This window comes from Sulfobacillus sp. hq2, from assembly GCF_002903155.1.
Taxonomy (GTDB): Bacteria; Bacillota; Sulfobacillia; order Sulfobacillales; family Sulfobacillaceae; genus Sulfobacillus; species Sulfobacillus thermotolerans.
Genome location: NZ_NWUL01000031.1, coordinates 101,036 through 121,246 on the forward strand (window position 1 = coordinate 101,036; position 20,211 = coordinate 121,246).

The 20,211-nt window shown below is 51.6% G+C and carries 16 protein-coding genes; 12 read left to right on the plus strand and 4 right to left on the minus strand.

The window, feature by feature from the left end; translation table 11 throughout:
* Positions 1-34: 34 nt before the first annotated feature.
* On the plus strand, positions 35-508 hold the full coding sequence (locus CO251_RS07395) for a glutathione peroxidase (protein WP_103375160.1): 474 nt from the start codon (positions 35-37) through the stop codon (positions 506-508).
* A gap of 45 nt (positions 509-553) precedes the next feature.
* On the opposite strand, the gene CO251_RS07400 is transcribed toward CO251_RS07395, so the two are convergent.
* Entirely contained in the window at positions 554-1,621 is a 1,068-nt protein-coding gene (locus CO251_RS07400; protein ID WP_103375161.1) for an AI-2E family transporter, read from the minus strand.
* Between the two features lie 219 nt (positions 1,622-1,840).
* On the opposite strand from CO251_RS07400, the gene CO251_RS07405 reads away from it, so the two are divergent.
* A complete protein-coding gene (locus tag CO251_RS07405; protein WP_103375162.1) occupies positions 1,841-2,587 on the plus strand; it encodes a M48 family metallopeptidase in 747 nt (248 codons plus the stop codon).
* A gap of 78 nt (positions 2,588-2,665) precedes the next feature.
* Here CO251_RS07405 and CO251_RS07410 read toward each other — a convergent pair whose 3' ends face one another.
* Positions 2,666-3,949, minus strand: coding sequence for a nitrate/nitrite transporter (locus tag CO251_RS07410; protein ID WP_158246229.1), 1,284 nt, complete (start codon positions 3,947-3,949; stop codon positions 2,666-2,668).
* A gap of 186 nt (positions 3,950-4,135) precedes the next feature.
* Between CO251_RS07410 and CO251_RS07415 the strand changes: the two genes are divergently transcribed.
* The 10 genes from CO251_RS07415 (at position 4,136) to aceB (ending at position 16,489) form a co-directional block, all read left to right on the plus strand.
* Positions 4,136-4,918, plus strand: coding sequence for an IclR family transcriptional regulator (locus CO251_RS07415; protein ID WP_103375164.1), 783 nt, complete (start codon positions 4,136-4,138; stop codon positions 4,916-4,918).
* Positions 4,919-4,961: 43 nt separating this feature from the next.
* Positions 4,962-5,888 carry a LysR substrate-binding domain-containing protein gene (locus CO251_RS07420; RefSeq protein WP_207654643.1) on the plus strand — a complete coding sequence of 309 codons (927 nt, stop codon included), beginning with the start codon at positions 4,962-4,964 and terminating at the stop codon, positions 5,886-5,888.
* Between the two features lie 152 nt (positions 5,889-6,040).
* Positions 6,041-7,783 carry a glyoxylate carboligase gene (gene gcl, locus CO251_RS07425; protein WP_103375166.1) on the plus strand — a complete coding sequence of 581 codons (1,743 nt, stop codon included), beginning with the start codon at positions 6,041-6,043 and terminating at the stop codon, positions 7,781-7,783.
* 19 nt (positions 7,784-7,802) lie between these two features.
* Positions 7,803-8,582 carry a hydroxypyruvate isomerase gene (hyi, locus tag CO251_RS07430; protein WP_103375167.1) on the plus strand — a complete coding sequence of 260 codons (780 nt, stop codon included), beginning with the start codon at positions 7,803-7,805 and terminating at the stop codon, positions 8,580-8,582.
* 36 nt (positions 8,583-8,618) lie between these two features.
* Complete coding sequence (locus CO251_RS07435; protein ID WP_103375168.1) at positions 8,619-9,527, plus strand: 2-hydroxy-3-oxopropionate reductase; 909 nt, start codon at positions 8,619-8,621, stop codon at positions 9,525-9,527.
* A gap of 49 nt (positions 9,528-9,576) precedes the next feature.
* Positions 9,577-10,851: an FAD-binding oxidoreductase gene (locus tag CO251_RS07440; RefSeq protein WP_103375169.1), complete on the plus strand. Its 1,275-nt coding sequence runs from the start codon at positions 9,577-9,579 to the stop codon at positions 10,849-10,851.
* Between the two features lie 2 nt (positions 10,852-10,853).
* The gene (locus CO251_RS07445; RefSeq protein WP_103375170.1) at positions 10,854-12,203 is read left to right on the plus strand and encodes a (Fe-S)-binding protein; all 1,350 of its coding nucleotides are present in this window, start codon (positions 10,854-10,856) and stop codon (positions 12,201-12,203) included.
* Between the two features lie 36 nt (positions 12,204-12,239).
* The gene (locus tag CO251_RS07450) at positions 12,240-13,703 is read left to right on the plus strand and encodes an FAD-linked oxidase C-terminal domain-containing protein (RefSeq protein WP_103375171.1); all 1,464 of its coding nucleotides are present in this window, start codon (positions 12,240-12,242) and stop codon (positions 13,701-13,703) included.
* Positions 13,703-14,866 (plus strand): glycerate kinase, encoded by a 1,164-nt coding sequence (locus tag CO251_RS07455; protein ID WP_103375172.1) that lies wholly within the window; start codon positions 13,703-13,705, stop codon positions 14,864-14,866. The genes CO251_RS07450 and CO251_RS07455 overlap by 1 nt, the downstream gene beginning before the upstream one ends.
* Positions 14,867-14,905: 39 nt before the next feature.
* On the plus strand, positions 14,906-16,489 hold the full coding sequence (aceB, locus tag CO251_RS07460) for a malate synthase A (RefSeq protein WP_103375173.1): 1,584 nt from the start codon (positions 14,906-14,908) through the stop codon (positions 16,487-16,489).
* Positions 16,490-16,556: 67 nt separating this feature from the next.
* Here aceB and CO251_RS07465 read toward each other — a convergent pair whose 3' ends face one another.
* Together CO251_RS07465 and CO251_RS07470 are read right to left on the minus strand one after the other, a co-directional pair.
* Positions 16,557-18,347, minus strand: a complete 1,791-nt coding sequence (locus CO251_RS07465; protein ID WP_103375174.1) for an ABC transporter ATP-binding protein — start codon at positions 18,345-18,347, stop codon at positions 16,557-16,559.
* On the minus strand, positions 18,340-20,082 hold the full coding sequence (locus CO251_RS07470; RefSeq protein WP_207654644.1) for an ABC transporter ATP-binding protein: 1,743 nt from the start codon (positions 20,080-20,082) through the stop codon (positions 18,340-18,342). The genes CO251_RS07465 and CO251_RS07470 overlap by 8 nt, the downstream gene beginning before the upstream one ends.
* Positions 20,083-20,211: the final 129 nt, after the last annotated feature.

The following is a 20,211-nucleotide window of genomic DNA, read 5'->3' on the forward strand; positions in this document are numbered from 1 at the left end:
GCATATACTTAATATTTAATGAAGGAGGATGATGATGTCCATCTACGATTTTACCGTCGAAGATTCTAAGCTCCAACCGAAGCGTCTCAAGGATTATCGCAATCATGTTGTACTGATTGTCAATACCGCCAGTCAGTGTGGTTTTACTCCCCAGTACGCAGGCTTAGAAGCCCTTTATGACGCCTTTCATGATCAAGGTTTGGAAATTTTGGCATTTCCTTGCAATCAATTTGGTCAACAAGAACCGGGGAGCAATGCTGAAATCCAAGCCTTTTGTCAAACGCAATATCACGTTACGTTTCCCGTGATGGCGAAAATTGATGTCAATGGAACTACGGCACATCCGTTATATCAATATTTGACCGCATTGGAGCCGGCAGGACCTATTGCCTGGAATTTCACCAAGTTTTTGTTTGACCGACAAGGCCATTTGATCCAGCGCTACGAACCCGCCGTAGAACCCGAAGACCTGAGGGCTGTTATACAACACGCTTTGGACTCCTTGTAAGGAGGGTGACTAGGCGAGGGACCAAGGGCGCGCTGGTGATGATGCTTAGGGCTCTTCAACATAAACGCTCCAAGCTTTGGCTCCAGCGCGCAAGGCGGCAACCACGATTCCGGCGGTCGGAACAGCAAATAACGCGCCCCAAATGCCAAGCCAATTGGCACCAATTAACAGAGCTGTGACCGATAATACGGGATGCAATCCCACATTGTCGCGCATGATGCGGGGCCCGAGAACGTCGGATTCCAGGAGATGAATGCCCAGTAAAAGAATGAGCACTTCGGGAACCCGAGTAGCAGGATGTTCCAACAAGGCAAAAATAAGAGGCAGTAAAGCGCCAATAATGGGGCCCAATAGGGGGATTAATTCCCCTAGCGAGGCAATAAAGGCGATTAAAATGGCGTCAGGCAGGCCAATTAGGGCACTGCCAACGCCAAATGCTAGACCAATTAGAAGCGACAATAATAATTGACCGCGCACATAACCTCCCATGACCCGGACAACGGTGTGTTCCACGGCGGCAAATGCTGGGCGAGATTTTTTCGGGACCAAGTGTTGGAGCGTTTCGCCCATGCGGGGCGCATCTAAGAGAAGATATATCGTGATGAAAATAATTAACACGGTGTCGACGAAGCCGCGAAAAATACTGCGCACGATAGTAAAGGTATCGTGCAAGGCGGCTGTGGAGGTCGCCGTGGCGTGTTGCAACGCAGTATGTTCGATTTGACGCATATTTAAGGGGATGCCTGCTGTGTTCAGTGCATTGACAATGATAGGGACCAATCGCTTTAAATCAGCCGGCAATTGTCTGGCCAGATGTTGTGTTTGAATTACGATAATGCTGGATAAGCCGCTTAAACCGCCAAAGATGACTAATAGGGCTCCCGCCATGACGATGAGCACGGCCCAACTTCTCTTATAGCGCTGGGCAATAGCGGTCACAAGGGGATTCAATGTAATAAAGAGGGTTCCTGCTAATAGCAAGACGATGACTACTTCATGGAGTCGACTGAGAATGCGTTCGGCGGCAAAGAGAATGATTCCTGCCATAATAATGACCATGAGCGTATCGCGAATGGTGGTCAAGCGAGATGTTGAGTGATGAGACGTGTTCACAGGCAGAACCTCCGGTGTTGAATTCGGGATCAGTCAGGGTGCTCCTTAGTATTCTGCCATACTCGAGGCGATTTAAAGGGTTGACATATTCTCTGTATCCGAATAGCTGGGGAATGTTTACAGAGAATCTCCGGGTTTAACCTGCTATACTGGGCGTAAAAATTCCGCAGGAGTTTCCCTTTTTCGGGATTTTATTCAAAAATCAGGAGAGGATATCACATGGTTCGCCCTTATATTACCGAAGATTCACACGGAAATTTTACAGTTACAGTGCGGGGCCTATCGGTTGTATGCACCACCGAAAAGCGGCCAAAGCGCCGGTCTGCGGCGATTCAGGTCTTGGCCGATGGACAGGTTAAAGTCTTAACACCGCCGGGATTTACGACGGAACAGATCCGCGCTCTCCTTTATGACAAAGCAGAATGGATTTATAAACACTATCGGCAACCTCGCAGTGAGCCGACGCTGGCGTTTGTTACGGGCGAGACCTTTACGTTACTCGGGAGACCATTAACCTTACGTATTAAACAGATCCCAGAGTTGGAGAGTGAACGGGTTGAGCTGTTGAATGAAACGCATCTGACGGTCTTTGTGAGACCCAATGCCGTCCAGCCAGACAGGGTACGCGACTTATTAATCCAGTGGTATAAGGACCAGGCGCAACAGCTGATTCCTGAACGACTCACCCGGTGGGCCCGCTATATGGGGGTAAGGCCCTCGTCGTTGAAGATTCATGCCTATAAGAGTCGGTGGGGTTATTGCCGCGGAGATGGCCAAATTGCAATTAATTGGCAGGTTATTCAGGCTCCAGCTGATGCGGTGGATTATGTTCTCGTGCACGAACTGTCGCATTTGAAATACCCGCATCATCGCAAGGAATTTTGGGATATGGTGGCGTTATCGTTTCCAGATTACCCTATCCACAAAGAGTGGCTCCGATATCATGGGCCTGCCTTGCAGTGGTAGCGGTGTGAAATGGTTAGGCCCTGGGGTCCAGAGCATTCTTTCCGGAGCCCAGGGCTTTTCCTACGATTGATATGGCTATTAGCCGTTAATGGAGTGAGAACGAGGCGTTACGACCTGCTCTTCGGAGGGCAGAGGCATACGACCAGCAATCACGTTGAGCACCACGCCGATGGCGGATAGGACGGTCATGATGATAAACACCCCATTCCAACCTACGGTAGGAACTAGAGCCGAAGATACTAAGGGGCCTATGGCGCTCGTGGAATTAGAAATGAGTCCCATACCAAAAGCTCCGGCACCAATCAAAGCCAACGGGAAAATTGTGCCGGGGGTGGCCCAGTAGTTGGGGGGCAACATCATCATAAAAGCATTGACGATGACGGCAAACATTAAGAGTCCAAAAGATGCATGACCAAGCATCAGCACCAGCAAAGCCCCTAATCCCATAAGAATGTTGGCTGCTGTCATGACTTTGAGACGGGCACGGAAAACACCGGAATGCGTGGCGTGCTTGGCGGACATGGCATCTCCCAAAAAGGCGCCCACAAAAGCCGCGACGAATCCGGCAATTCCCCAAACAAACATGAGGGTTCCGACTTGATTGGTATGATAGCCTAAATGGTAGGCATATGAGGGTAAGAAGCCGCCCACGCTAAACAAGGTCCATGTCAAAGGTATTTGCACAAAGCCCATCATCCATGTAATGCCCAGTTTCCATGCGCTTTGGTGTTTTGTGGATTGTTGTTTTTCTTTGAGCAGCATCTCCTGCAAGGACTGGGCGTTGCGGGCAAAGAGAAAATAAATGACCGCGCCGACTATCATAATCAGTCCCGTAATATAGTACATCTCGCGCCAGCCTAAGGATTCTAGACGACTAGACAAAAGACCGCCGACAGCGCCCCCCAAGGTAATGGCTCCTAATGTAAAAGCGAGCGAGCGTCCTCGTTCACTAGGCCGGAACCATCCGGATAGCTGCAATGAGAATAAGGCGAGCATCATAATCATCAACCCTTGCGCGAACCGCAAGACTGTTAATAGCCACAAACTGGTGGTAATGGGCAACAGAAATTGTGGCACAATGAGAAGAATTTGCGCGACCAGCACGCCTGTTTTCACTCGGGTATCAAATATTCCGCCATGTCCCAAAAAGAATGCGAGAAACAGTCCAATCGAGAAACTATCGACCCCGTAGGTGTTCACCGTGGCCGGATTGAGGTGAAGCGATTGAGCGATAGCGGGGGAGGCCACACCAAACGAAGTCAGAGCCACAAAACTTGTGGTCATCAATATGCCGGCAATAATGGCCATAACCCATCGATAGGAAGACTGCTGTTCTGTAGTCAATTGTGGCTTTGCGGCCATTAGAGGTCCCTCCCAAGAGTACATTCTGAGTAAGAAAAAAGACGGTTATTTTGCAGTGGAGAGTGAGTGTGTTGATGCACGGACAGTGTAGAGGGAAATTTAGTAGAAAATCAAGACAAATGGAACAAAATTCTGTATGGTAGAACAGTCAGATCAATCAGTGTTTTGCATGAAAAGGAGGCGGCTATGGAAGATTACACGGTCCAGTCAGTGGATAAGGCGTTGAGTCTGTTAGAAGCTCTCAGTGAATTTCCGCACGGTGTCAGCATTACCGAACTCTCTATTCGCCTAGGATTGTATAAGAGTACCGCCCACCGCTTACTCGGCACGATGATGAAACGCGGTTACGTTGAGCAAGATGCTGAGACAGGAAAGTATAAGCTGGGTTTCACCGTTGCCGATTTAGGCATGCGTCTTTTATCGTCTATCGATATGCGCCACGAGGCGTTGCCGTTTTTACAGGAAATGGCTGAAGTTACGGGCGAAGTCGCTCATTTGGCGCTGATGGATGGGCGAGATGTGGTTTACATCGAGAAAGTAGACAGTGCTAGCACCATTCGCATGCACTCGCGAGTGGGGATGCGTGTTTATGCTCATGCGACGGGTTTGGGGAAAGCCATGTTGGCGGCCATGTCAGAAGCTGAAAGTCGAGCGTTTGTCCAGCGTTATGGCCTGCCAAAGCTCACCGAACACACGGTAACGGACGCTGAAAAGTTGTATAAGGAATTTCAAACCATTCGTCTAACAGGCTGTGCAGTAGCCAAAGAAGAGAACGAGGTGGGGATTTGCTGCGTAGCATCGGCGATACGCAACAGCCGTGGACAAGTTGCAGCGGCGTGTAGTGTTTCGGGCCCTTGCTCGCGGATGGATGCGAATAAAATCAAACAAGTTATGCCGTTGGTTAGGGAGATGGCGGAAAAGATCTCGAGTCGTTTGGGTTTCAGAGCAGGCGTATCCGAAACCGTCTAGGCGGTGGTAGGAGTTTGTCGACAACATTCTTGGAGGGATGGCATTGGAGCTACGACAATTGACCTATTTCGTAGCGGTTGCGGAAGAATTGCATTTCGAACGCGCTGCGCGCCGATTAAGTATGACCCAGCCACCTTTAAGTCAGTCCATAAAACAATTGGAAGAAGAATTGGGCGTGGAACTCTTTGAGCGCAGCCATCGGCGCATTCGCTTAACTCGGGCTGGGGAAGCGTTTTTGGAAGAATCGCGGCGTGTGCTGCAAGCGGCCAATCACGCAGTTGAACGTGCTAGGCGTGTCGACCGCGGCGAATGGGGACGATTGACGGTAGGGTTTGTTGGATCTGCGACTTATGATCTTTTGCCGCGCGTCATTCGCATATTTCGTCAGGAATATCCTGATGTGACGGTCGAAACCCTAGAACTCTCGACTCCAATGCAAATCGAGGCGTTGCGTCATAAGCGCATTGACTTAGGGGTGCTAAGACCCCCAGTTGATGATCCGGCGGTTGAAACGGAAACGGTTTATTCAACTGCCTCTGTGCTCGCGATGCCGAAAGCGCAAGATATGAAGATATCGGGGCCTTTGCATTGGAAAGATTTACGGGCTATGCCATTTGTCCTGCTGTCTCCTAAAACGTGGGAGTGGTATTATTACCAAATTTTAGCCTATGCAAGGGAGGCGGGATTTGAACCCAACATTCTGCAAGAGGCCATGGAATTTCAGACGGTGATTGGGTTAGTGGCCGCAGGTATGGGGGTGGCTGTCGTGCCCAAGTCAGCGCAAAACCTGCACACGGAGGATGTGGTTTATAAAACGTTAATTGGGGGACACCCGCAAGCGGATATGGCGGTCGGATGGCGGCGCGGAGACCAATCTTCCGCGCTTACGGCATTTGTCGAGGTGGCGCGCCGCATTGGTCAAGACTTATTTGCGTGTCAGCAGCCTATTGACGCCGAAACATTCGGATAACCTTGGTGAATGAAATAAAATGCGAATTAGACACCTGTGCATTCTTGGCATAGTCTGACTTATATCATTTTTTCCGTTTCTTGAGGAATTTTTTATGTTCCCACCGGAACTGAGTTCTACATCGTAGAACGGAAAGAAGAAGGAGGATGTTTATGCCAAGAATGACCACAATGGAGGCGGCGGTAGCCGTCATGGCGCAAGAAGGGGTGGACGTTGTTTTCGGTATTCCTGGGGCGGCCATCTTGCCCTTATACAAAGCCTTGTCCCAAAATCCTGCAATTAAGTCGATTACTGTTCGGCACGAAGAGGGTGCTACCCATTCGGCAGACGGTTGGGCTCGGGCGACAGGTAATGTGGGGGTCGCCATTGGAACATCGGGACCTGCCGGGACAAACATGGTGACCGGTCTTTACACAGCATGGGCTGATTCGATCCCGATGATTACCATTACGGGGCAGGCTCCTCGGGCGCAATTGCACCGGGAAGGATTTCAGGCGGTGGATATTTGTTCGATTGTGAAGCCGGTGGTTAAGAGGAGTTTTTTGGTCATGGAACCGGCTCAAGTGCCGTGGGTGTTTCGCGAGGCCTTTCGCATTGCTCGCGAAGGGCGTCCGGGGCCCGTGCATATTGACTTGCCTCTTGATGTTCAACAGGCCATGATTGATTACAATCCAGAAACGGACCACCGTTTGCCGGTCTTTCCTATGCCTCCGTATCGCCCTGCCATAGAAAAGGCACTCGATATGTTGTTGCAGGCGAAGCGGCCCATTATATTGGCGGGCGGGGGCATCATTAACGCGAACGCTTCGGATGTGTTGAGGGAGCTCGCGGAGTACTTGCAAGTTCCTGTGTCGCCGACGCTGATGGGATGGGGTACGATACCGGCTGATCACCCCTTATATGTGGGCACGGTGGGGATTCAAACCCAAACTCGCGCCGCTAACCAGATTTTCTTAGAATCGGATTTTGTTCTTGCGGTGGGAGCTCGTTTTGCGGAGCGTCACACCGGCAATTTAGAGGTGTATACCAAGGGTAGGAAATTTGTGCACATTGATGTGGAAGCAACGCAAATTGGCCGTATTTTTCAACCGGACCTTGGCATTGTTGCCGATGCACGCCTCGCCCTGGAAGCGCTTTTGGAAACAGCAAAGTCTCGGGTAGCTCGGCAACAACCACGAGAATGGGTAGAACGTGTCGGGCTCTTAAAAGAATCCAAGGACCGGCGCATGGATATGGACACGGTGCCCATTAAGCCGGCGCGGGTTTTTAAGGCGCTGAATACGGTGTTTGGCACCGACGCGATCTTTACGACGGCGATCGGATTGTATCAAATTTGGTCGGGGCAATTTCAACATGTGTATAAACCGCGCCATTACCTGGTGTGTGGCCAAGCGGGTCCATTGGGGTGGGAAATACCTGCGGCCATCGGGGTGAAATGCGCTCGCCCTGAAGAAGAAGTGGTTGCCGTGGTAGGGGATTATTCTTTTGAATTCCTCATGGAAGAAATCGCTGTAGCCGTGCAATACCATATCCCCATGGTGATTGTCATGCTAAACAACGGATATCTTGGCCTGATTCGCCAACCGTCGAAGTATCAGTATGACATGAATTTTGGCGTGGATATCAGTTACGGGATGAATGAGGACCGGGGCATGGACAATGTGTTGGCGGTGGAAGCCATGGGAGGCTTAGGCAAGAAAGTGATGAATCCGCAAGATCTTGAATCGGCCATGCGGTGGGCTCAAGAGGCATCTCAGACGCACCAGTTGCCCGTGTTGGTGGAAGTCTTTATCGAACGGGAAGCTGATGCGGCCATGGGCCCGAGTCTCGATCAGATTCGTGAGTTTGACGAGGTGATCGATCGCGACATTGCGCTGGCTTCAGAACGCCAATAATGAAAGGCAGGACAATGTGATGATACGCTATGCTGCTAATTTATCGTTGTTGTACCCTGATCGACCGTTTTTAGAGCGTTTTGACGCCGCTAAAGCATCGGGTTTTTCGGCGGTAGAATTTATGTTCCCTTATGCTGCGGGTCTTGATGCGGTACAAAATGCATTGGCCCGCAATCAGCTGAAACTTGTCTTATTCAATTTGCCGGCAGGACACTGGGAAGATGGCGAAAGAGGGATTGCCATCTTCCCTGATAGACAAGAGGAATTTCGCGCGGGCGTTGCCGAAGCCATTCGCTATGCCAAAGCTCTGCAGTGTGTGCGCATCAATTGTCTTGCAGGTGTTCGGCCTTACGAGTTGTCGGAGGACGAAGCTTGGACAACGTTAGTGGCCAATGTGCGGTTTGCAGCCGACCAGCTCGCTGAGCACAATATTCGTCTGCTTGTTGAAGCGGTTAATTCGTTGGACATTCCTGGATTCTTTTTGAACACCCCTGCGCGCGTTGAGCAGCTGTTGGACACGGTTCAGCACCCTAATGTCTTTCTTCAATACGACATCTATCATGCTCAGCGCATGCAAGGGGAATTGATTGGGACCTTTAGACGATTGGCAGCGCATATCGGCCATGTGCAGATTGCTGACAACCCGGGACGTCATGAACCTGGGACTGGCGAGATTCATTATGACCATGTCCTGAACGCGTTAGATGATGCGGGATATGGTGGCTATGTAGGGTTGGAATATATCCCGGCAGGCGATACCGATGAGGGCTTAAGGTGGCTCCCCCGCGAAAAAAGGTAATTCACTCCCCAAATATTGACGAAAGGAATGAGAATCATGAAAAATGAGAAAGGCACTCTACCCCGAATAGGATTTATCGGTTTAGGAGTAATGGGGGAACCGATGGCCGCCAATCTTCTAGAGGCGGGGTATTCCCTCACGGTGTTTAACCGCAGCGTGAAGGCGGCGGCGCGTTTGGAAGAGCTCGGAGCCCATGTGGTGAATACTGTGGCAAAAGTGGCCGAATCCAGTGATGTGGTTGTAACGATGTTACCGGATACTCCCGATGTTGAAGCCGTGTACTTTACAGACGATGGGCTCTTGGCTTCATCGCGTCCGGGGATGTTGCTGATTGACACGACCACAGCTAGCCCTTCCATTGCGCGACGAATCGCCCAGACTGCTCGAGAACGCGGAATTGAAACGCTCGATGCCCCCGTATCGGGGGGTGACGTAGGCGCTAAAGCGGGGACCTTATCCATTATGGTAGGCGGCGAGGAGGCGGTCTTTGTACGAGCCCTACCGATTTTCGAGGCTATGGGTCGGAATATTGTCTATATGGGCCCGGCCGGCGCGGGTCAGGTCACGAAAGCCTGCAATCAAATTGTGGTCGCGCTGACTATCGAAGCAGTGGGTGAGGCTTTTGCGCTGGCCGAGAAATCTGGCGTGGAATTAGATCGGGTGCGGGACGCGCTTTTAGGTGGATTTGCCCAAAGTCGAATTCTGGACCTGCATGGCCAACGCGCCTTGGAACAACGATATAATCCGGGCTTTCGCTTGAAATTGCATCATAAGGATTTAGGGATTGCGTTATCGTCTGCCGCTGAATTAGGAGTTTCTCTCCCGCATACGGCAGGAACCAGAGAAATGATGAATGTATTGCTTGCCCACGGTCATGACAACGAGGATCATTCGTATTTAATTCAGTATCTAAGGAATTTGGCACAGGCGGATTCGGTGATTTAACCACAACGCGCCCAGGTGTGCACAAGGGGAAGCGAGGAGACACAGGAGTATGCAAGATGTAGCCGCGTTGTTAGCAGAGATCGTCGAACCATCGGCCGTGGACCCGTCTCCAGACGCAGAGGTCTATGGTGTCCACCCGCATAATGAGGAGCAAATTGCTGAGATTTGTCGTTTGGCGTCACAGCATCGCTGGCGCGTCGTACCACGAGGCCGCCCGTTAGAACGGAAGGCTCAAGATCCTACTATAGCAATCTATACTGATCGCATGGTTGGAATGAGTGAGTATTCGCCAGGGGATATGATTGTCAGTGTCCGCAGCGGGACCTTGTTTGAGTCTTTGCAGAATGCGCTGCGAACACATCAACAGATGTTAGCACTGGACGCGGTTTGTGATGCACGCGCGACCGTGGGAGGGTTGGTATCTTGCGCAGCCTATGGGCCGTCTCGTGTTGGCTATGGGACTTTGCGAGATCTGGTGACGGGTCTTCGTGTGGTGCGGGCTGACGGATCCGTCATTCAGGTGGGGAGCAAGGTCGTGAAGAATGTGGCAGGCTATGATTTGCCCAAGCTATTCATTGGATCTCATGGCAGTTTGGGTGTGATTACAGAATGTACCTTCAAGTTGCACCCGCTACCTCGCCACCGCGCATTGTTTGCGGTAACCGGTCCTGCCGCTGAGGTCGGTTCTGTCTATCAGATAATTATGCGGAATGCGTTAACCGTGTCGATGTTAGAAATGGTAAGCGCCACGCAAGCTCCTAACACTATATCATCGCATGCGCCAAACGCCTGGACCCTTTTGGTGGGGAGTGATGAACCGGCTACGGCAGCGCAGGCCTTGCAAAAGCAAATTCGTGAGATAACGAAGAGTGCTAACGTGTCTTTAGAAATCCTTGAAAATGATGACGTAACGAAATATTGGGAGCATTATCGTGCGGCGCTTATCTCTGCTGAGACGACTGTGCGAGTACAGATGGCGCCGACACAGATGGTAGAATTTGCCGATGCCTTGCAGCACACGCTCTTGACGCAGGAGATTGAGGCATCGTGGTCATTCACCCTCAGTGATGGGGTCGGAAAAATTTATGGATATGGTGACACCGAAGACCATGCGAAAACGTTGGTGAGAACAGTTGTGACCCATTGTCAGTCGTCAGGCGTGTCGTTTGTGATTGAACGGATGCCTGCCGACGTGATGTGGACAGAGCCTATGATGGAAAGCCGACGACTCCATGCTGGTGAATGGCGACTAATGCAGCAAATAAAGGCAACTTATGATCCATACGGCATTTTGAATCCAGGAGTTTTTGCTAGGGGGATGTGACCATGGTCAAGTCTGAAGCGCTGACAGATCGCAGTAGTGAGCAGACGATAAAAATGTTTGCCGGCCCAGACCCCGATGAATATTCCAAATGTGTACACTGTGGATTTTGTCTCGAGGTCTGTCCGACGTATCAGCAATTATCCGATGAAAATCATTCGCCTCGTGGCCGTGTGTTTCTTATAAAGCAAGTGGCCGAAGGCACATTGCCGTTGGAAGCTGCTGAAGATCCGGTATTTACCTGTTTAGATTGTCGAGCTTGTGAAACCGTGTGTCCGTCTGGGGTTCCCGTTGGCCATTTAATCGAAATGTCACGCGGACAAATCCATGCGGCCCGAACGCAAGCGCAAAAGCAATCTCGGCGGGAGCGGTGGATGCTACGAGGCCTCTTTAGTCATCCTAAGCGCTTGCGTCTTGCCGGCAATATCTTGCGCTTTTATCAAGTCTCGGGTTTACGGCAGCTTGCGCGATCGGTAGGGGCCTTAAAACTGTTGCCATCCCATTTGCAAGAAATTGAAGCAGGGCTGCCTACAGTGCCACCCAAGCCAAAGGAGCGGTCGCTCCCCTTGCCGGTTCCCCATCCGGCTTCTTCGTCTGGCCGACAGCCAGTGCGTGCGGCTTTACTAACGGGGTGCGTGATGGATGTCCTGTTCGCAGATGTAAATGATGCAACAGCACGGGTAATCGCTCGTAATCACATGACGGTAGTGGTGCCCGAAGGGCAGGTATGTTGTGGGGCGCTGCATGTGCATGCAGGGGATCGCGAGGAAGCGCAGGCCCTGGCCCGGCGCAACATTGATGCGTTTTTAGGCGCAGGAAGCGACTTTGTTGTGACGAACTCTGCTGGCTGTGGTGCGGCTATGAAAGAATATGGGGACCTCCTCCGTGATGATCCGGCGTATCGGGAGAAAGCCAAGACGTTTAGTGCAATGGTTCGAGATATTTCCGAACTCTTAATCGAACAAGGATTTGATCCCCCAATCGGATCACTCGACCAGCAAGTCACGTATCATGATGCCTGTCATTTGTGTCATGCGCAGGGTATTCGTGAGCAACCCCGGCAATTGATTGGTGCGATCGCAGGTGTCGAATTAGTTGAAATGCCCGACTCTGATAGGTGCTGTGGTAGCGCCGGCGTGTATAACCTCACCCATCCTGATATGGCTCGTCAACTCTTGGAGAGAAAAATCACGGATATCCCAGCGCAAGCCGAAGCTGTGGTGATGGGCAATCCGGGCTGCATGATTCAGATTCGCGCGGGATTGGCAGCGCGCGAACGCTCCACACCGGTGTGGCATACGGTGCAGCTCTTAGATATGGCGTATCAAGCGGAGGACCAAAGTTCAAAGCGATAAAGACTAGTTTGTGGGGAAGAAAGGACGGTGTATCCGATGTTGCCTGAGCCTGTGATACACGAACTCGAGGACATCGTAGGACGGAACAACCTTATTGTGGATGAGCACCGAATCGTCGCCTACGATTGTGATGCATATGTTGCAGAAAAGTATATGCCAAGTGCCGTCGTGTTTCCGGAAACGACGGAACAGGTTGTGGCTATCGTGCGCTGTCTGGGCCGAGAAGGTATTCCTTTTCTTCCTCGTGGCGCAGGAACAGGCCTTAGCGGTGGGGCTACGCCACTGAACCATGAAGTGGTAATTAGCTTAGCTAAGATGGATAAGCTATTGGACCTTGATTTTGAAAATCGGCGTGCGACGGTGCAACCCGGTTTTGTCAATTTACGGTTGACCAAAGAGATGGCCAATGACGGGTTTTATTATGCACCGGATCCGTCAAGCCAGTCGGTGTGTACCATTGGGGGGAATTTTGCGGAAAATTCTGGGGGCTCGCACTGCTTAAAATATGGGGTGACCACTAATCATGTGGTAGCGGCGGAAGTGGTACTGCCTTCAGGAGAGGTCATCACGGTGGGTGAGCCTTATGGGGATTCGATTGGCTATGACCTGCTGGGAGTGCTCGTGGGTTCCGAAGGCACCTTGGGAATTACTACAGCCATTACAGTGAAAATTCTTCCCAAAGCACAAGCGGTCAAAACGTTTTTAGCATATTTTGATCGCGTTGACGACGCATCGCAGACCGTATCGGATATCATTGCGCAGGGGATAGTGCCGGCGGCGTGTGAGATGATGGACCAGTTGATGATTCATGCGGTGGATAAAAGTGTCTATCACGTGGGTTATCCTGATGATATTGAAGCAGTGTTGCTCGTCGAGATCGATGGGATGCTTGAGAGTGTGGAAGACAATGCGCAGCGAGTATTAGATGTGTGCAATCAAAACCGCGTCAGAACGGTCCGCGTGGCCCAAAATGACCGTGAACGGGCACTATGGTGGAACAGCCGGAAAATGGCGTTTCCTGCCATTGGCCGCATTTCCCCAGATTATTTAGTGCAAGACGGCGTGATTCCACGCACCAAATTATCAGCGGTTTTGCAGCGTATAAGCGCTTTAAGTGCGGAATATGGGCTGCGGGTAGCCAACGTGTTTCATGCGGGAGACGGAAATTTGCACCCGCTCATTTGCTATGATGCCCGGATCGAGGGTCAATTGCAGCAAGCACTGGCCCTAGGCCAGCGTATCTTAGAAGTGTGTGTGGATATGGGGGGAAGCATTACCGGCGAGCATGGAGTCGGGATTGAGAAAATCGGCCACATGGCTTACATGTTTTCAGAACACGATCTCAAAGCGCAACAGGACTTGCGTGACGTGTTTAATCCGCAAGGGTTGTGCAATTCCGGCAAACTCGTGCCAAGACCTGGGGCTTGTGTTGAGGATAGAAGTATGCATCACGTCGTGCCCCCTATTTTGGTGGCCGTCGGCCCAGATGGCGGGTCCTAATGAAGGTTGTGGTGGCACCGGACTCATTCAAAGGAACATTTACCGCCCAACAAGCGGCGATGGCGATGGCGGAAGGCATTGCACAAGCAAGGCCTGGGACTGACATCGCTTTGAAACCGATGGCCGATGGTGGGGAAGGAAGCTTGGACGTCGTGCTCAGCGGCACGGCTGCACAGCGGGTGTCGATGGCGACGGTCGATTCTTATGGACGGGAGATTACTGCGGAATACGGTTGGGATAACGGCACGGCCTGGATCGAACTCGCACAAGCATCTGGCTTGCATTTTTTACCCGAGTTTCTTCATCACCCGGAGCAGAGAAATCAGTGGGCGATGCGTGCCTCGACATGGGGGACGGGGCAGCAATGGCGTCATGCATTGGCACGTGGTGCACATACCATCTTTTTTATGATTGGGGGCAGCGGCACCACGGATGGGGGCTTTGGATTGCTTTCAGCTTTAGGCGCGCTGTATCGATTTCAAAAGGAGGTGGTGCCAGGGACGGATGCGCGCCAATTAGCGTTGCCTGTACAAATTGAAGAGGTTGAGACGGTCCGTCAATTGCTTGCTCCTATAAAAATCGTAGTGGCCACCGACGTGACCAACCCCTTATGGGGGCCTCGTGGTGCGGCGGCGGTGTATGGACCTCAAAAGGGTCTTAGTCCTGCAGGCGTCCGGCAGCGTGATGAGGAATTGCGGCGGTTTGGGGAGGCGTTAGTGCATGCGGCCAAAACAGCCGACGCCTCGGTGATGGAAGAGGAAGGAATGGGGGCTGCCGGAGGTGCAGCCTTTCCGCTTAGGGTGTTGGGACGCGAGGTGCGCATGGCACGCGGAGCCGACTTAATGGTGACGGCCACTGGACTGGCAGAAGAGATTGCACAGGCGGATATCGTTTTTACGGGAGAAGGAGCTACCGATGCTCAGACGTTGTCGGGCAAGGTGCCTATGGCGGTGCTGAACTTGTGTCGTCAATATCAGAAGCCTTGCATTGTGGTGTCTGGCCATTTAGGGGAAGGCGCGGAACAACTTAAGACCTTAGGGAATGTGTGGCTAGAGCAGGCCACGCCGCGTGGTGCCACAGCGCAGGACATTCAACAGCACGGATATCAGTGGATAGCGGAGGCGGCGGCGCGGGCTCTACTATTAGCAACGTCGGGAGCATGATGAGCAAGGGGATTGCAAAATGAGGAGGCAACAGCCATTATGCGTGACACAACGAGCGTGACCATTACCGGGACGATGGGAACCGATTACGAGACAGTATTAACGGACGAGGCATGCTATTTTCTTGGCGCCTTGCACGAAAAATTCGAAGACGAGCGGCAAGCGCTATTAGCAGAGCGTCAAGTGATTCAGCACCAAATTGATCAAGGTCTGTGGGCTCCGGCTCCAAGTCCAGACCGAGGAAATTGGACGGTCGGCGCGATACCGGCGGATTTGATGGACCGGCGGGTTGAGATCACAGGACCGGTAGACCGTAAGATGGTCATCAATGCCCTCAATTCCGGGGCCAAGGTGTTTATGGCCGATTTTGAAGATGCGAATGCGCCAACATGGGCGAATATTATTGAAGGACAAATCAATCTCACCCGAGCCATTGAGCGACGCATAGATTATACCGCTGAAAACGGGAAGGCCTATCGTTTGGGCGACAAAGTGGCGACCTTAGTCGTGCGACCGCGCGGATGGCATTTGCTGGAGAAGCATCTAGAGGTGGAAGGCGTCCCTATGTCGGCCAGTCTGGTAGACTTTGGCCTGTATGTTTTTCACAATGCCCAGACGTTGTTGCAACAAGGAACGGGGCCCTATTTCTATTTACCCAAATTGGAGAGCGCTCGTGAAGCGCGTTTGTGGAACCAGGTCTTCGACTTCACGGAAGATCGCTTGGGATTGCAACGCGGCACCATTAAGGCGACGGTGCTCATTGAAACCATCTTAGGGGCTTTAGAAATGGAAGAGATTCTTTATGAACTGAAGGACCATGCGGTGGGTCTCAACGCCGGACGATGGGATTACATTTTCAGCATCATTAAGAAATTCCGTCATGCACCGCAGAGCGTATTACCAGACCGTGCCGCGGTGACGATGACCGTTCCCTTTATGCGGGCCTATACACAAAGGTTGGTACAAGTTTGCCACAAACACGGAGCTCATGCGATGGGGGGGATGGCCGCATTTATCCCCAGTCGTCGCGACCCCGCCATTAATCGCGAAGCGTTAGCGAAGGTCCGGGAGGATAAGACGCGCGAAGCGAACGATGGGTTTGATGGAACATGGGTTGCCCACCCGGATTTGGTGCCGGTGGCTATGGAAGCGTTTGACCGGGTGTTAGGAACCGCGCCGAATCAAAAACACGTAATGCCCCAAGAGAGGGTGTCCCAAGAGGCGTTGCTCACCTTCACAGTGCCTGGGGGCCGCATTACCGAAGCGGGCATCCGTAACAACATTAGTGTGGCCATTCAATACATTGAATCGTGGTTAAAAGGGCAAGGCGCGGTGGCCATTTTTCATTTGATGGAAGATGCTGCCACGGCTGAAATTGCTCGGGCTCAGATTTGGCAATGGATTCATCAACACGCTGTGTTGGACGATGGCCGTACGGTGACGCGCGAACTGGTACAAATGCTAGAGGAAGATGAAATCGCCAAACTCCGCCAAGAACGTGGGGAATCAGCCTTTAACGCAGGCAAATTTTCCGAAGCCATCGCACTGTTTGAAGAGGTGGCATTAGGGGAAGATTTTCCAGAGTTTTTGACTATACCAGGCTATGCCCATTTGGCGTCATGATGTGCCTTAGGCGGTGATACTAAGGTCCCGGGCGGAATGAAGTAACATCCGCTCGGGGTGTCTTTATTTAGAAGCCTTCCGCGTTTGCGGTGAGCTGGGATTTCTGCAGCATCTCGGCATAGGCACCATGATGGGCGACCAGCTGATCGTGGGTGCCCGATTCCACGATCCGTCCTTTATCGAGCACATAAATGCAATCGGCGGCACGTATAGTCGATAACCGGTGAGCAATAACGATTGTTGTGCGGTTTTTGGCGACTTCGATGAGCCCCTGTTGTACTGCGATTTCACTCATCGCGTCCAAATTGGCCGTGGCTTCGTCCAGGACCAAAATAGAAGGATTGAGGACGATGGTGCGGGCGAATGCGAGCAGTTGGCGCTGGCCAGCGGACAAATTCGATCCATGCGGGGTTAATGGGGTGCTATAGCCTTGGGGAAGTTGAGAAATGAAAGCATGAGCCCCTGTAAGACGAGCCGCGTGGACAACTTGCGCATCAGACACGTCTGATCGGAAGAGGCGAATATTGTCAGCCACGGAACCGGAATATAAATTCACTTCTTGCTGCACAACGGCTACCCAACGATGCAAGTCAGCCTGACGGACCTCCCGAATATCTACATGATCAATGGAGATGGTGCCGCTTGTGACGTCGTAGAAACGGGCTAACAGACTGATGAGCGTACTCTTACCGGCTCCGGTTTCACCACAGATGCCAATAAATTGGCCGGGGAGAATGTGACACGTGATGTCATCAAGAATCGGGCGACTGCGGTCGTAGGCAAATGAGACATGATCAAAGTCTATTCGTCCGGTAATGGCAGGCGGTGTAATCGGACGGGGCGGATCTTTTATCGCCGGAGGCGTGGCTAACACAGCGCTTATACGTTCGGCCGAGATCATAGAAGATTGTAAGGTATTCCAATTTTGGGTGAGAGAGTTAATCGGCTCAAAGAATTGTTGGATATAGGATATGAAGGCATATAAAACGCCAATTTTAATAGTATGGTGAAAAACGGCCATGCCTCCCGCCCAAGCCATAAACGCTACCGCCAAGTTGCCGAGGAGGTCAAAGCTTCGGTTAAAAAAGACATCCCAACGAAATTCATTCACATTGGCCGTCTGAAAGGGAATGTTGAGGTGGTTAAAGGCCTCGAGCTGTTTATCCTCTTGGTGAAACACCTGGATAATTCGCATGCCGGTCAAATTTTCGGCAATGAATCCAATCAGTCGGGATTGCCGGGATCGGGTGGTGTTGTAGATTTTGTGCAGGCGCGGGCGGAATATAGCGGAAATGACGACGATAATGGGAATCACCAACGCACTTAATAAGGCGAGTTTCCAATTTAATAAGAACATCGCACCCATTACCAAAACAATCGTTAATCCATCGCGGATGACACTCAGCAAGAATTGCGTAAAAAATTGACTAATGCGGGTCGTGTCACTGGCTACGTTTGTGATCAGCCGACCGGTGTCATGAGACTCGAAAAAAGCCATGGAAAGCGATTCAATGTGGCTAAATAGGTCAATGCGAATTTGCCGGACGACTTGCTGGCCTGCTGATGCGATGACACGGGTTTGCCATAAATTGGCCAACAGGCCCACTAACGTAATCCCTAAGTACGTGGCTCCAATCGCTATGAGCGGCTCTAGGCGGCCATGGGGAATAAGGAGATAGCGATCAATGGCTACCTTGACGAGATAGGGTTGAATCACTTGGGTCAGGTTATACACAATGACCAGGGCTACCACGCCGGCAAATAGCCGGGTATATGGGCGCGCGTAAACCAGCAATTCTCGGATTGTGGCACTGCTAGGACGCGAGGCAGACGTTCCTGGCTGGGGAACATTAGCCATGGGTTTCACTTCCTTGCGATTGAATGGCATAGAGCTGGGCATAAAAGCCTTGGCGCTGCAACAGTTCTTGAGGTGTTCCAAATTCCACTATTTGACCTTCTTCTAGAACCATGATGTGGTCAGCCAACCTAAGAGATGAGAGGCGGTGACTGGTAATGATGAGAGTACGGCCTTTCTGATGGAGCCGGCGTAACGCGCCTAGAATCGTTTGTTCTGTGAGGCTGTCGACGGCGCTGAGACTGTCGTCCAAAATGATGATGCGAGCATGGGTTTTTATCAGCGCGCGGGCAATAGCAACGCGTTGGCGCTGGCCACCGGATAAGGTTAATCCATGCTCGCCGACCACCGTATCGAAGCCTTCTGGCATGGTTTGCACGGTGGCTAGAATGTTGGCTGCTTGCGCCGCCTGACGTATTTGCGCCGGATCTTCTTGGGGAGTCGGAAAGGCAATATTATGGCCAATGCTGGAGGAAAAGAGAAACCCATCTTGGGGCACGTAGGCAATGGCCTCGCGTAAGTCGGCTTTGGCGACATTGCGGATATCGGTCCCTCCGATGGTTATGGCTTTTTCTGGTGGGTCTAGCTCCCGAACAAGCAAGCGTGTTAGCGTACTTTTCCCAGAACCCGTACGGCCGACAATACCAAGAATGCTGCCCTCTGGCACCGTAAGGGAGAGGTGTCGAAGAGCGGGAGTCTTGGCATCAGGATAGGTAAACGTTAAGTCATGAAAGACGATAGGACCATGTACGGGCAGATGCTGCGGCTCAGCAGGTTCGGTGATTTGAGGTTGGGCTTCGAGCAAGACTTGAATGCGCAACAAAGACGCGGACGAATTTTGAAAAATATTAATGACATTGCCAAACTGCATCAGGGGGCGTACCAGCATGCTGAGGTATACGGTAAAGGCCACAAATGCCCCCAGGGTGATATGGTGAGACAAGGTGAGGGCCCCGCCATACACGAGGGCAATGGCAAAGCTGATGCCGCTGAGCAGCGGAATGAGGGCTTGGAATGTTGTATTCAGGCGAACCAAATGCATGGAGTTATCATAGACGGAATCGGTGCGTTCCGTGAAACGCCGGACTTCCACTCCTTCATTTCCCGCAGACTTGACCAGGCGAATACTTTGCAAGCTTTCTTCGGTCATCCCGGCCATGGCTGATAGAGATTCTTGGACCACCCGCGACTGCTGCCGAATTTTTGGGCCTAGTTTGACCACGACCACCGGGATAAGTAACAGGGGAATGAGGCTAATAACGGTTAATGATAAATTGATATGGCGAATGGTCATAAACAACGTGGCCACAAACAAAAATACGGCCTGAAGCGTTTGGTTGATGCCGCCTGCCAGTGCTTGACGGATGGCCGGTACATCATTGAGGACATGGGACAATAAATCGCCCGTGGTATGTTGGTTAAAATAGTCCGCGTCGAGATCTTCCCAATGGTCAAATAACAGCCTGCGCAAATCTCCCTCAAAGATACGCGCTAACTTCCCGACTGTGAATTGGCCGAAGCCAAAAAGGATGACGTAACCGATGGAAATCACGGCAAGGTCTTGCGCGTAGCGGTCAATACCGTGGGGCGTAATACCCCGTCGAAATTGGTCAATGAAATGACCGATAATGTCAGGAATTTGTACTTGGAGAATCTTGGATACGCCTACCGCTAAAATGGCGAGAATATATTCCATCCCATGTTTGCGAAAGAACTGCCGAACCAGTCTTTGACCCACACCCGCACCTCAAATCACTACGCCCATTTTTTTGGAACGTCAAGGGAAATAAGAAAATTGGACCTGCCCAACGGGCAGATCAACCAGGATGCCTTTTCTTTGGTCGAAGGAAATGTTTGCGCATTTCAC

Coding starts and splice junctions, on each gene's coding strand:
- gcl (WP_103375166.1), top strand. CDS start 6,041: ATGCCAAGAATGACCACAATGGAGGCGGCGGTAGCCGTCATGGCGCAA.
- CO251_RS07410 (WP_158246229.1), bottom strand. CDS start 3,949: ATGGCCGCAAAGCCACAATTGACTACAGAACAGCAGTCTTCCTATCGA.
- CO251_RS07395 (WP_103375160.1), top strand. CDS start 35: ATGTCCATCTACGATTTTACCGTCGAAGATTCTAAGCTCCAACCGAAG.
- CO251_RS07455 (WP_103375172.1), top strand. CDS start 13,703: ATGAAGGTTGTGGTGGCACCGGACTCATTCAAAGGAACATTTACCGCC.
- CO251_RS07450 (WP_103375171.1), top strand. CDS start 12,240: ATGTTGCCTGAGCCTGTGATACACGAACTCGAGGACATCGTAGGACGG.
- aceB (WP_103375173.1), top strand. CDS start 14,906: ATGCGTGACACAACGAGCGTGACCATTACCGGGACGATGGGAACCGAT.
- CO251_RS07415 (WP_103375164.1), top strand. CDS start 4,136: ATGGAAGATTACACGGTCCAGTCAGTGGATAAGGCGTTGAGTCTGTTA.
- hyi (WP_103375167.1), top strand. CDS start 7,803: ATGATACGCTATGCTGCTAATTTATCGTTGTTGTACCCTGATCGACCG.
- CO251_RS07435 (WP_103375168.1), top strand. CDS start 8,619: ATGAAAAATGAGAAAGGCACTCTACCCCGAATAGGATTTATCGGTTTA.
- CO251_RS07405 (WP_103375162.1), top strand. CDS start 1,841: ATGGTTCGCCCTTATATTACCGAAGATTCACACGGAAATTTTACAGTT.
- CO251_RS07445 (WP_103375170.1), top strand. CDS start 10,854: ATGGTCAAGTCTGAAGCGCTGACAGATCGCAGTAGTGAGCAGACGATA.
- CO251_RS07440 (WP_103375169.1), top strand. CDS start 9,577: ATGCAAGATGTAGCCGCGTTGTTAGCAGAGATCGTCGAACCATCGGCC.
- CO251_RS07465 (WP_103375174.1), bottom strand. CDS start 18,347: ATGGCTAATGTTCCCCAGCCAGGAACGTCTGCCTCGCGTCCTAGCAGT.